Source organism: Prevotella aurantiaca, from assembly GCF_015262605.1.
In the GTDB taxonomy this organism is placed as follows: Bacteria; Bacteroidota; Bacteroidia; order Bacteroidales; family Bacteroidaceae; genus Prevotella; species Prevotella aurantiaca.
The window spans coordinates 1-14,405 of sequence record NZ_JABZSJ010000008.1; the positions used below are offsets into that span (position 1 = coordinate 1).

The 14,405-nt window shown below is 36.5% G+C and carries 5 protein-coding genes; all 5 read right to left on the minus strand.

Annotation, left to right across the window (positions count from 1 at the left end; genetic code table 11):
• Window positions 1–532: 532 nt before the first annotated feature.
• Window positions 533–4,240, minus strand: a complete 3,708-nt coding sequence (locus HXN26_RS02730) for a leucine-rich repeat domain-containing protein (RefSeq protein ID WP_273158496.1) — start codon at window positions 4,238–4,240, stop codon at window positions 533–535.
• Between the two features lie 3 nt (window positions 4,241–4,243).
• Window positions 4,244–6,616, minus strand: coding sequence for a S8 family serine peptidase (locus HXN26_RS02735; protein WP_273158497.1), 2,373 nt, complete (start codon window positions 6,614–6,616; stop codon window positions 4,244–4,246).
• On the minus strand, window positions 6,616–8,214 hold the full coding sequence (locus tag HXN26_RS02740; protein ID WP_273158498.1) for a hypothetical protein: 1,599 nt from the start codon (window positions 8,212–8,214) through the stop codon (window positions 6,616–6,618). Before HXN26_RS02740 ends, HXN26_RS02735 begins: the two co-directional genes overlap by 1 nt.
• 720 nt (window positions 8,215–8,934) lie before the next feature.
• Window positions 8,935–12,642 (minus strand): choice-of-anchor J domain-containing protein, encoded by a 3,708-nt coding sequence (locus HXN26_RS02745; protein WP_273158499.1) that lies wholly within the window; start codon window positions 12,640–12,642, stop codon window positions 8,935–8,937.
• A 198-nt stretch (window positions 12,643–12,840) separates the two neighbouring features.
• Window positions 12,841–14,391, minus strand: coding sequence for a RagB/SusD family nutrient uptake outer membrane protein (locus HXN26_RS02750; RefSeq protein ID WP_273158500.1), 1,551 nt, complete (start codon window positions 14,389–14,391; stop codon window positions 12,841–12,843).
• Window positions 14,392–14,405: the final 14 nt, after the last annotated feature.

Genomic DNA, 14,405 nt, shown 5'->3' on the forward strand with positions numbered 1-14,405 from the left:
ATTTGACAGTCTCCAGAGATTCTTAAGAGGGAATTAACTGAATTACCCTAATTAACCAAAATTTTTGAAGTATTTTTTTGCAAAAAACACTTCTTTTTTATCATTATACAATCAATAGTAGCTAATTTTATTTATTTCTGCAAACACGCTGTTTTAATATAAAAAATTATCTTTGCATTATCAGTTAATATAGGGGGCTGAAAATTTATAATTACAAAATAAAAAATTATAATTATAAAATCAACAAATTATTATTATAAATTTTTATTTTATAATTAAAAAAATATGGCAACAAATAAATGGGTAAAAAGTAAGTCTAAATTTCCAAAGATAAGAGAAATATAGACTTACCCATTTTTTAAAAGAAAGTACCTTTCTTATATAAAGTTTAAAGTAAGTTGTGCTTAAAATATTTTGAGTTCTATTTACTTTGTTCTAAACATTTAATAAATTGAAACCTCGCAAAAAGAAAAAGAGTACTTACCCTGTAGGATAAGTACTCTTTCTTTATCTGAGAATTATAAAATCTCTTTTATCTAACATTCACCTTTGTTACCTTATTACCAACACGTACAACATAAGTACCAGCAGATAGAGAAACATGTGTTTCGTTATCAGCCAATTTGTTTTGATAAGCTAACTTACCATCGATAGTATAAACAGCGAGGATGCTATTCTTTGCACCAAGAACTGTAATTCCACCATTTACAAGCTGTATTGTTACATCGTCAGCATTAACGCCATCAATACCAGCTGGATTTGGATCGAAGGTAATATAGTTGGTTATTTGGTAGAGATTAGGCAAACGAGTATTACGCATCAAACAAACAAGGTTGTTAGCAGCCTTTGTTAATTTTAGCGTAGTAACACCATTTACGATAGAGAACTCGTCAGCTTCTAACTCTTCACCTTGTGGTTCACCATCAATAACATTGATACGGTCAACAAACCAACGGAATGTTGTAGGTTCACCATCAACTATAGCTTCAGAACTTAAGTCTACCTTACCATTAACGCTCTTCACATCGAGAGGTTCTTGTAGGTTGTAAGAATACTTAAAGAACTTGCTCTTACCATCGCTATCTACTGCTATTGGCATTGTAGAGAATCTTAATTTGTTCTTAACAAGATTCAATACGGTGAGTTTTGTATTCTTAGAAATATCAACCTTTGTAAGTTTATTATCGTTCAACCAAAGTTGTTCCAAAGCAGGAGCATTGTCGAGAGAAACACTTTCAAATGCATTTTTGCTCAAGTCGAGATTCCAAAGATTTGGATTATCTATCTTAATTTCTTTCATATTGTTGCCAGAAAGAAGTGCAAGACCGAGCTTCTTAGCCTTCGACAAATCGAAAGTCTTCAGCTTATTTTCATTCAAAGAGAGGAAGTAGAGGTTCGGGAACTTCGATAAATCAAGTTCTGTTAATTCGTTTCCACTGAGATTCAACTGTGTTAGAGCAGAAGAAGCAGGGAGATTAACCGATTTCAATCCAGCATCATCAATTGTAATGGTGCGAGCATCTTTCAAACCAGTGAAGTCAGTTTCGCCAATCTTAGCGTGTGAAATACTAAATACTGAGAGTTTATCTTGTTCGTTAGCAACAAGAACACGTACCTTGGTATTTGCTTTCGATTTAGCTCTAAAGATTTTGTAAGAAGTATCCAATGTATACTGAGTAACATTACCATCAGCATTCCATTCGAAATAAACAGATGTACCCTTAACTGGACTTGCCATAGAAAGTTCAACGCTATCTACTGCATTTACAGTTGTGAAAGATGCCAATTCGTATTGAGGCATAGCAATAGGTTGCACAAGCGTTGTTTTAAACACATTTGCACCTGTAAATGCAGGATAAGCAGCATGTGTCATCTCACAATAAATCTTACCAACACTTAAATTTAGGAATTTAGCAGCACCATTATTTATAGTATAATCTGTGCCTTCCTGTAATCTGTCGCCATTTGCTTTCTTCCATACATATTGTGTTGTTGCACCCTTCTTTGTAATGAATTGCTCAGAAAGGTCGATACCTGGAGAAGATTCTGAGATTTCGAGAACTTGCTGTGGAGCATAGATAAAGTTTGCACCTTCTAATCCGAAATCTGCAGGCATATTAGCCAATGTAAACTTATTGCCGCTTACATTTAAATAAGCCATAGGAGCAACTGGCGGAATCTTAATTTCAGTCAATTGGTTGTTAGAAGCATCTAAGCGCTCTAAGAGTTCACTATGATTAAGCAACAAGCGCTTGAAAGCATTATTAGATATATTGAGCGAACGAAGGTTGTCTGCATCAGATACATCTAAATTAACCATCTTATTATTGCTTATATCAAACTTACGAACAGCATAGAAATCATCAAATTCATAGCTTTCCAATTGGTTGTTGCTTAAGTTGATGTCTGTCAACAAGCTCTTATAGAAATAAGATGATGGGCCTTTCAATGTGAGGCGTGTAAGCATGTTACCTGAAAGGTCAAGCTTTTCAAGTTTATTGTTGTAGCTGAGGTCAATATTTCTTAAACCAGCATTCTTCAAAGAGAGTACACGCAATTGATTTAATCCAGTAAGATCGATATTATCAATAGGCAAATTATCAGTTTCTAAAGACGATACATAACGGTCTTGTGGTACGTAAACAATTATGTTTCCAGAACCTTTACGCTGTGTATCAATGTTTGCAACTGTAGGACGTTCTGACTTAATTGCTATTGGAGTAAGATTACCATCTCCCAAATCAACCTTAATAGTAACAGGAGAAGCTTCAGTAGCACCAATAACACCTATTGACATCTTAATAGGAGCACCAGCTGAACCAAGACTTGTTAATTCAACAGCCTTAATATCCTTACCAAAGTTTTCGGCAGTTCTAATGTTGAAATTCTCGGTGCGGATTGGATAATCTTTTAATACAGTATTAGTAAACTGAAGGAACACTTGGTCTGAAAGTGCTTTCAACAAAGTTACCTTTCCGTTTTCATACTTATAATATGTATTGTCTAACTCAACAGGCTTTGTTGGATCTTCCTTTGGAACTCTGAAAAGAATACCATTGGTTGTTGTACCTTGACGCAATACACGATGGCTAAGGTCGATAACATCGCCAACTTTATAAGTATCGTTCAATTCCATTTCATGCTGTGCATGATAATATTCGAACCAGTTTCCAGGCCAAGGCAATGTTGCAAAGTCCATATAATTATTACGAACGTTTACACTGTAAAGGTCTGGGTTCTTACTTACATCAAGAGAACGCAAGAGGTTATCGTCGCAAGCGAAAGTAAAGAGTTTTGGATTCTTACTAATATCAAGTGTCTTGAATCTGTTACCACTACAGAAGAAATAATAGAGTTCAGGACAATGTGAAATGTCTATTTGTTCAAACTTAATGTCAGTATTTACAGTACCAGAAGAATGAGAAATATAAAGTTCTCTTATCTTTGGGTTCTTACTTAGATCAAGTGATTTAATACGTGAATCGCTGACATTCAAAACCTGCAATTCAGGGTTCTTAGTAAGATCTACAGAAGATACATTAGTCATATCAAGACTCAAACGTTGCAAATTAGGGCAACCAGTTGGGTCTACAGAAGTCAAGCCTAAAGTGTGATAAGCGTCGAATGAACGAATTGCAGGGAAATTGCGGAGTGAGAAGTTAGATGAGATATGACCAATCTGTGCAATTTCTAATACCAATAAGTTTGGCATAGAACCAATCATCAAAGGAGTTGCCTTTGTGAATGGGTTATCCTGCAAATAGATAATACTTAGAGTCTTTAAAGCATCTATGTTGAGAGCGTTCAATACGTTGTGCTCCAAATTAAGAATTCGAAGTTTCAACTTACTGCTGAACTTAATCTCATCAATTTCGTTTCCAGAAGCATTGAAATAGTAAATCTTATTGGGGTCGCCATAAATTTTTACCCAACCTTCTTTTGAAACTTGTCCTGTATAAAGTGAACCCTTAATAGATTGATCTTCCTTTAATTGAGCTTCATCTACTTCGAATTCTTCTTCACCAGCACCGCAGTCGATATTTACTATCTGCTTGCCATCTGATGAACCAAGAACAAATGAAACACTTGGCGTAATGCCAGAACTTTGCGCCTTTTCATAAATATTTGTATGAAAACTTATGATTGGTTCCTCGCTTTGCGCATGTGCTTTGAGCGGAGTTACAATCATCGCCATCAGAACCAAAAGAACTGATGCTAAGAAACTTAATTTTTTCTTCATATTTTAATAAATAATAATTCGTTGTGCTGGGCTTCCGTTCACTTGAATAAGGTAAACTCCTTTCTCCCATGAAGAAGCATCAATGTTAGTTTCATTACCTTTGGCTACATGCGACTGTACCAACTGGCCAGAGAGATTATAAGCACGTACATTTAATTGCTTAGCGTTTGCAAGGAAAACTGTGAAAGAACGGCTACCTGTCATGTTGAGAATTGGCAATTCTTTTTGTTCTGTTTTCACACCTTGAATACCACTTGTATTCTTCTCAAGTAATACTTGCTTTAAACCAGCATAAGCATCAAACTTACCAGCACCCCATTGTACAGGGTCGCCTGTGCTTGTTACATAATTATCTTTTACTGCAGTTTCCTTAATAATACGAACTACATCTTTATAAGTTAAGTTAGGGTTAGCTTCCAACCAAAGTGCAATAGCACCAGCTACAACTGGAGTTGCCATTGAAGTTCCAAGCGATTGATGCCAGAAATATGTCTTTCCACCTTGATCAAACTTAGCTTGCAATGCAGCAGGAGTATAACCCATTGAAGGGTTAGTTACACAATATGTATTAACTGAAGATACAACAGACGCTCCAGGAGCACAGATATCTGGCAAGTTTCTACCATCAGCTAATGTTCCATATGAAGAGAAACGAGATACTTCGCCTGCAGGGAAATCATCGTTCTGTCCCTTTTTGTTATAACCGTAAACATAACCATCTAACGAAGGCCAATGGTTACGAACGTTGTAACTTCCAACACTTATTACGTTGGCTGCACATGCCATATCGCTGATAGATCCATTGCGAGAACCTTTTACCCAGTCTTTCTGATTATAATCGTCAAAATAAACAAACTGAGCATCGCCATATACATCTACTCGTTGTCCTGCTTTCTTGCTCTTGATAATCAAGCCTAACTTATAATTACCATCTTTATTAGTTGTTTGATTATCGCTTGTCAAGAACTGTGCAAGTACATAATAACGGCCAGTTTCTTGGTCTTTGATAGACGCTGCACTGATATAACCATTAAATGCTTTTGCAAAAGTAGAATTTACAACAGCTCCTGTGATTGCATATTCGCCACCAGAAGAATAGGTAACTGGCTGTCCATTTGTATTTGTTGCTACAGGAATACGTACTGCAACTTTATTGTCGCGTGCAGCATTTGTTACTACAATCTGCAATTCAAATTCGTCTGCGTTATTGCTATAAGCACAAATTTGACCATTACGAAGATTATAATAAGTCTTGCTTGGTGTTTTGTATTCACCTTCCATCATTGGGCGGATAAAGGTCTGAACTGTAGAATCAGCTTTATCAAATTTTGCTGTCAAAGCAATTGGTTGGTCTGCTTCGTTACCAGCAGCTACACAAATGATTGCTTCTTTACCACATAATGCAAGGAATCTATTCATTACACTTGTTGAATCGTGTGCACCAACGTTACTACCTAAAGAAAGGTTTATAACACATGGTTTACGCTTTGGGCCAGACAACTTTGAGTAATTGATAATGTCATCAACACCAAATGCAATAAATTGGTCGCGTAAATCACCACATGAAGCAATAATTTCTGATTCAGTAGCACCTCCATAATAAAGGTTTGGCACAGTTACGTTATAAGATACATCTTGGTTGTCACTCTTTGCAGCAACGATATTTCCTTTGTATCCACCTGCCATAATACCCAATGTGTGGGTGCCGTGGAAGTTTGTATAACTATCGGTTGCAAACTCTTCAATAGGGTATGTATCGTCGCGTTGTTGCATTGTGTCTAGTACCGCACGAGGATAATAGTTCTGATAAAGATAGCCTTGCTTTGTTGTGGTGGTGGCTGTTATCTTACTAAGATACCCAAAACGTGTTGTACCATCAGGCTTTAAAAAGTTGATATGGTTAGGGTCGATACCTCCATCAACAATACCTGTTACAACTCCTTTACCGGTGTAAGCCTGTGGAAGATTAATACCTTGATGAATTTTATCGATACCTGTTACACTGCGAACAATGTCCATCTTCTGATAAACAGGACGCGACAATTCCATGCGACGGACGCATTTCAAGTCTGAAATACGTTCTACGTCAGCTGTTGGAAGCGTAACGATAGCAATATTACCACGAACTCTTAGTACTTTTACTCCTTGCTTTTCAAGTTCAGCAAGCGCATTTTGGCCGTTGAATTCAATCATTGCCATAACATTTTGCTGAACTTCTTTCGCACGTTCAAAGGTGCGCAAACGACTATTGTATGTCGGAATTGATGTATTCCGCAACTGCAATAGCATCATTTGACTTTGTAAGTCGAGCTTTGATTGGCCAAAGACTGAAGTAGCCATGGCTAAGCTCAAAATAGTAAACGCAAATTTTCTCATTATTTTTTAATTAAGATTTTCTTACCATTTATTATATACAAACCTGAAGGCAAGTTGTCGCCTTGTACACGGGTTCCATCAAGACGATAGATAGTTGCTTTTTTGTTTGCCGACTGTTCTTGAATGCCACCAATTCCGGTTGGACCACTGAGCAAAATCTCCAAACGATCGCCATTCTTCAATGTTACTTCGAAGCTAGTTCCGCCTTCATAAGCAGGTTTTACTTTCTCTCCATTCAGATTTACAATCATCTTGCTGAGGTCGTTACCATAAGCACCAAACATAAATGTATTATCATCGGCAGAGAACATCAGTGTGTTTTCTCCGCTTTGCATTGGAACTATTGAACGATCTGAACGATAAAAATTGAAACCGTAATTGGCAAGACTTATATCGTCAATATAAACAATTGCTTTCTGGTCGCGAACGATTGCTGAAGTTGTTATATCTATCTTCATTCCCTCAGTGAGTTTTATCTCGTAAGAACCATCGCCACCAGCTGTCATTGCTGTGCCATTTACTTTAAGGGTTTCTATCTTGCAGCCACTATTTGGCTTTATCTGAATCATGCTACTTACTTCGTTCAATTCGATCGTGTTTTCGCCGTCTTTAATAGTTATGACTTTGTTATTGTAGCTACTGCCTTGGTAAACAGTTATATTTTGGGCTTTATCTACGTTCAATATTGCTTTAATGGTTGCATATTTGTGCGCTGTAATATCGAAAGTAGTTTCAGCTTTCACAAGATATTCAAAGGTTCCGTAAACGCTTGTAACTACGTCATTAACTTTGAAAACGTCTAATGAATAGTTTGTTTTGTCGAAGGTAAGTGCGAGCTTTGTTCCTGCCTTCAATGTAAAGTTGGCATCGGTAAAGTTGGTTACTTCTTTACCATCGGCTGTAACCTTACTGATAATAGCTTTAACGTCTTCGCTTGAGAAATTGAATTTAACCGGACAGTCTACATCTGGATAATTGGCTGTAATAACTACTACGCTTCCTTCTTTAGGTGTTACAAAGAACTGATTGCCTGAACCATTTACTTCTACTCCGTCGAGTGTAACTTTATAAAGTGGCACATCGCCATAATTAGCATTACTAACGATTAAAGTTTTCTCTACATTTGGAATCCATTTCACTGTATTATCGCCGTTTTGTAAACTTACTGGTGTGTGCGACTCATAGCGTTCTATCTTTACTTTTGCGGCATTATCAACTTTAACTATGCAAGATGAAGTACGTGCATCAGCAAGTACGCCCGACTTTACTGTAAAAGTAAGGTTGGCATCGGCATCTGATAAATAAATGTTGCAAGAAGTAAGACTTGAAATTGTTTGTTCTACAACCTCGCCGTCTTTGTTTGGTTTATAAACTCTCTTTAAATAAAAACCTTCCTTGGCTTCTATCTGAACAGAGCCATACTTTGGGACCATTAATTCGTTTACACCATTAACGATATTCGCTACTGGTGCGTAATTAACCTTTACCGTCACTCTACTGGCATCGTCTACATCTAACTTAATTGACGTATCTGCCATAGCATTCATTGACGTTAGTGCCATTAGCACTAAGACAAAGGCATAGTAGATTTTCTTCATACGCTTTTAAGATTGTTGTTATTGTTATTATCTAGTTTAAAATTTTCTTCAGAATGATTTTGCTTTGGATGTACTTATCTGATTTAATTCGTATGATAAGGCTACCTTACATGAGAGAACTTCGCTAAGTCTCTTTTAATGTTCGCTTACAAAGATAGACATAAAATATAATAAACAAAACTTTATTTCGGTTTTTTTGTTATTTATTTCAATTATTTCCTTTTTTTTAAAAACACATCACATTATAATATTTACCCCCCTATTTTTAATTTTGCAACGAAACAACTGGCAATATTTGCAAACTGTTAGCGACAAAACAGCATGAAGCAAACTTTAGACACAAAATAATAGCTTATATGTATCTTTCTTCTTACACATATTATTTGTTAATGCTTATCTACTCGTACTATCTTAATAGGTGTAACGAACAAAATTGGCATCTGACTGATAAGTGGGTTTGTTAAGTGAAGAAAAAATAATTTTATCGACTCGTTGAAACGCTTAAGAAAATCTATTCTAAGCAACGATGAAACCGCAGCTACAATAATATGATTGCTCATTCCAGAAAATATGACGTCATATTTTTTAGAGCCTTTAATCAGTTTGATTAATACCTTATAACAAGCAACTTACAAAGACACGAAAAAAGCGTGTTTACTCATTTGGTAAACACGCTTTTTGAGGTTTATTTTTTCCTAATCTATTAGGAGAAAATATTCATTATTTGTTGCGCAACTTGTAGGTTTTTACATCGTTGTCGGTAGCAACCTTCAAGATGATTATACCTTGTTGTAATTCGGAAATGTTAATATTTGGTTCGTAACCGCCTTGTTTCAACAACTGACCTGCTGTTGAATAGATGTGGTAGTTCTTGTAAGTTCCGCCCATCTTTATGTTTCCGTCTACTACAATTGGTGTTGCACCATTGCCATTTTCTACATTTTCGATACCAGTATTGATGTCGGCAAGTACTTTAACAATTGCAGGTTCGGCACCAGGAACCTGAACAATAAAGGCAGCAGCATGTTTCTTACTATCTTCGCTGTAGAAGATGAATGATGCTTCTCCACCTTCTGGATTCAACTCTGGAGTAAGTAACTGGAAGTTCTTCTTCATCTTTGAAGGCGATAAAGCAATGCTTACCTTATCTGTTGGGTTGTTCTTGGTTGTTACCTTGAACACTACAGGTGCAGTCTTCTGCTTCGTCTTGTAAGGAACATAGAGGATTTTCTTATCGACTGTTATTTCTGGTAAATCAGTTCGACCAAACGAAACATTGTCAATCATCCAGTTCAAACCAGAATAATTGCCGCCTTCCTTGCTATAGAAAGAGAATGCAAGGTGGAAATTGTCGTTGATATTTAATTCTGGATGCTTTGAAAGATCTATGCGATAGTTCAACCACGTACCATTATCGATTTCAACACCTGCAGGTTTGTACTTTTCAATATCGAGCACTTGTTCTTTCACAACACCATCTTTTTCGGTAATGATGTATGCTTGGAAAAGCTCTTCGCGCTGTTCATCTGTACTTAATCCATTGAAGCGGAGACTGAAAGTAAGGATTTTGCTTGCAGCCTGCTGGTAAGAAAGTGTTGGAGAAACAAGCCACGATTCATATGAATTGTGGTCAACAACACCAGTTTTCCAGAATGTAATATAAGCACCTTCATGTTCAACTTTTCCATCAACAAGGTTGTTTTCTCTTAACTTCCATGTCCAGAATGGACGATCGCCACGTATAATCAAATTCTGCCAGCCATCTATGCTAAGAATTTGCCTGTGACGCATATCGCTGAATCGTTCATTAATCAAAGACAATGGACTTGCATCAGCATTTGCCATCATAGCCTTAGTAATATCAGCAAATATTTCGCGCTGTGCACTTTCGTTCTCATAAAGCAGAACAGTATTCACATTAACATCAGCTTCGGCAATATTCACAAAGCGCACAAGTGTTGGACGATGATTATCGAGAGTAAACTCACCAGCAGCATTTGCTTTTCCATCATTGTTCAAAGGCAACCAGTGGCCACCACCATCAATAGAATATTCTGCACGGAAAGAATTTACTGCAGTAGCAGGAGTTAGCTTCACTTTATTCAAACCATTTACCAAAATATCATCGTAATAGAGCATACCGCCCTTATTCAGTGTTATATTACTTGCACTGTTCCATTTACCTTCTATCTTCCAATATCCAAGGTCGTACTTTCCGAAGTTCTTCCATTCTGTTTCGTTTGCATAACGTTCTTCAATAGTGTTAGCTGTAAACTTCTCCACCTTTGCTCCAGTTGTAGGTTCTTCGCATACACCTTTTAGATTGTAACGAACTGTATCGCCTAAAATAGTTGACACAACAAGTGTTGCGTCATATGTTCCTACAGCAAGCGGACGGAAATCAATACGGAGCTTTGGTTCACCATAAATAGTTCCTTTGCTCTTGTTATACATGAAGATATTTGTATTACTCTTAAAGCAATTCACTTCAGAAGAATGTTCGATGGCAATCTTTACATCAGTAATAATGTCATTTACATCAAATTCTAAGTTTTGTGTAACAGTCTTGCCTGGCTCTGCTTTCATCTCGGTGATAGGTGTATTTGCCGACAACTTAACAGAAGGTTTCTTGCCTTGCTCCATGAAATAAGCAATCAACAACATATCGCCATTTCGCGTTTCCTCTGCACCAGAGAAACTCAACCTAAACGAATCAGCATCTTTAAAAGCGCCTTTTTTTGTTGGAGTTACAATAAGTTTTGCTCCAACAGATTGGCTCTTACCTATTTCTTCGATATCAAGTTTCATCATATCGCTCGCCTTAGTGTATCTGTCGCCACCGCTAAAGTTTGGCTTTTGTGCCTCACTTAAATGCATTGTTTGGATAGCAATGTCGTATGTTTTAGTCTCTCCTACTTCACCATAAATAGTGTGTACCTGTGGAAGAATTGCAACAAGCGGTTTAGCTTTTGCCTCTGAAGCTTTCATACGATTAGCACTGAAGTCGTCTAAACTTACTTCGCTATTCTCTTGTACTTCAACGGCAAACTCTAACTTTGTTGCATTTTCTGGACAGATCGTGCGGAAAGTCAATGTTCCCCACGACTTCAATTTACCAAATACAACTTTAGGATTATTGATAAAGGCATCTTCGTTACTTTGAACTGCATTGCCATTATCGTCAAGCCAACGAAGTGCAAGGCGCAAAGCACCATCTTTATTTGCACTTGAAATAGTTGTGTAATGAATCTGACACTCTATTTCGTCGCCAAGTGTTACATCGTTCTTCTTTAAGTCAATCACTTGTTTCAAGAAACCTTTATTGTTTCCTGTCTTAATGCCGACACCAAAACCAGTGTCTGAGTGATAGCTATCGCGCTTTTCACGTTTAAATATTTTTTCGCCTTTAACTTCCCAATTCTTTGGCAAATTGTTCGAATCGAAGTCCCAGAAGAACTGATTTTCCAATAGTTCTTTTTCAGGTTTGTCTTGCTGTGTTGCTTCTGTACCTTTTCCTTTCAATACGATGGTTTCAACCTTACTACCAGCTGTAATTGTAATCGTTGCAGTTTTATCGCCAGCTGTTTTAGGCTGGAACTTCACGAGCAACTTACCACCTGCTGCAGATAGTTCTTCTCCATTCTCAGTTCTTACAACAAATTCTTCTTTATTATCTCCATCTAAAACAGAAAGAACCTTTTCGCCATTAAAGTTTGCAACTGTAATTGTCGCAGTCTTCTCTTCTGACATTTGATTTAGAACGATTGAACCAAAATCAAGTTCTGTAGGTTCAATAGTTATACTAACAGCTGTTTGCTGTTCTCCAGTCTTAATATTCTTAAGCTTAAATATTGCATAGTTATCTTTATTACCTTCTTCATAGAAAGCAACAAAACCCACACCCTTATCTTTTACAGATTTTGGGATAACTACTGAATAAGTTTCATCATCCGAAGCATTCGATGTCGTAGGAACTACATCTCCTACTTTAGAGATTAACACACCATTCTTATCTATTATAAGAACAGAAAGTTTAACATCACCTTTTACAGTTCCTGTTTTCCAATCAACATTCAACTGCTTGCCAGCTATATCAGACAAGTTCAATGCAGGAGAAACTAAAAAAGATTTGAAGTTTTCATTCAACTTTTTTACTTGTGCATACAATACATTAAAGCTAAATTCTTGATTAGAATAAGATGCATTCCAATAAACACCAGTCTTTACATTAGTTATACTGAACCAAGTATGTCCAATGGCTTCTTTATAATTCTCAGTTTGCGATAAAGATTGTTGCGGTTGTGTATCGTCTAATTTGCTAAAGTCAAGTTCTTGCACTTGTGCATGAATATTATTAGCTACACCAAACAATGCAACCAACAACCAAATCCACACGGCTCTCCGTGCGATAGTCTTAAATTGCGTCATAATGATAAAAATTAATTAATATATAAATTCCGAATATAATTTTGCAAAGTTAGACACATTTTAGAAATAAAACAAATAAAAAGTTCTATTTCGTACAATTCTTTGAAACAGCACCATATATAATGTATATAGAAAGCATAAAAAAAGACTCGCAAACTTTCGCTTACGAGTCTTTTTATTTATTTATTCAAATGTGAATTAGTAACCTTCGTTCTGTGTAAGATTTGGATTGACCTTCATTTCAATTGCAGGGATTGGCCATGCAAAATACTTAGAGTCAGCTTGAAGAACCTTACCAGTAAATTCAGATCCTTTTTCAACAAAGTTTTCTGCAGCAGGTTGATTATCACGACCGCTATATCCTAAGTGATTACGCTTCAAGAAGAAGAAACGTTGACCTTCACCAACCATTTCGCGGAACCATTCTTGACCGATTTCATCAATGCTTGCACCTGTTGTTTGAGCACCACGCGCAGTTTGAAGTTGGTTAAGGATAGCAACAGCATCAGCTGTATGACCAGCTTTCGCATTAGCTTCAGCATTAATCAAATACATTTCTGGCAAGAGGAATGGCTTAACCAAGTGTCGGCCATTTGGATCAGAAGTAGTAAGATTTGGATTACCTATATAACGTTTGAAGAGGTATATCTTACCAGATGTAACATCACCAAAATACATTGTCACACTTTTATCGTACCAATTCTTAAAGCGCAAATCCCCTACTGTATAAAGAGACAATAGCTTTTGTGAAGGTATATATAATGGTGTGTAATAGTATCCCTTTGGATTAAACATGCTAACAAATGCTGAATGAATATTAAGCTGGACAAAGAGATTATTTGTATTTGCACCGTTTTCTTGAATATTACCAGCCAATTGCATAATCGCTTCTGTACCTTTGTCATAAGTGTACTCAGCTACAAAAGCATCTTGAGTACTTGCTAATTGGAATTCAGGATTATCAATCACTTTCTTAGAATAAGTTGCAGCATTAGTGTAATCTTGGATATCAAGATAGTATCGAGCATAAAGTGCATTTACACCATCCATAGTAGGAGTCATCTTGTAATTTGCATTAGTAACACCTAACAGAGGATTAACTTGCTTTGTTGCAATACCATCTGCAGCAATATCAAGGTCAGTTTTAATCTGGTTATAGACAGCTTGTACTGTAGCACGAGCAGGCTTTTCTTCCAAATTATATTCTAACACCAATGGTACACCCGCATCAGTAGAAGCAGTAGCAGCATTATAAGCCTTTGCATAGTGACGAATTAACTGAAGATATGCATTTGCACGATAAAAGTGTGCATAACCATTATAAAGCTTAGCTTTCGCCATTGCATTTGCATCAGCACTATACTGTTCTTGGAACTTAGCAATCTGACTTATGAAGAGATTATATCTAGAGATAGTGATATAAAGATTCGACCAAACATTTACTGTATTCTGGTCAGATGCAGTAAAAGAATCGTCCAGACGATGGACGGCACCATAATTGTTACCATAAATAGTAGTAGCATTGAAGCCATCACACATTAACTCAGAAGAATAAGTAAAATCTCCGTAAAATGAGGTACGATAAGAACTATTGATACCATTCAAATAATAATCAATAGACTTTTTTGTAATAAGATTATCAGTTGGTTCACCTGAGATTGCATCATATGGTTCAAGGTCCATATTACATGATGTCAGCGACAACGCGCCAATACCAGCAATAAGCAAAAATTTATTATATTTTTTCATATTCATTTCTCTTA

Coding starts and splice junctions, on each gene's coding strand:
- HXN26_RS02730 (WP_273158496.1), bottom strand. CDS start 4,240: ATGAAGAAAAAATTAAGTTTCTTAGCATCAGTTCTTTTGGTTCTGATG.
- HXN26_RS02735 (WP_273158497.1), bottom strand. CDS start 6,616: ATGAGAAAATTTGCGTTTACTATTTTGAGCTTAGCCATGGCTACTTCA.
- HXN26_RS02740 (WP_273158498.1), bottom strand. CDS start 8,214: ATGAAGAAAATCTACTATGCCTTTGTCTTAGTGCTAATGGCACTAACG.
- HXN26_RS02745 (WP_273158499.1), bottom strand. CDS start 12,642: ATGACGCAATTTAAGACTATCGCACGGAGAGCCGTGTGGATTTGGTTG.
- HXN26_RS02750 (WP_273158500.1), bottom strand. CDS start 14,391: ATGAAAAAATATAATAAATTTTTGCTTATTGCTGGTATTGGCGCGTTG.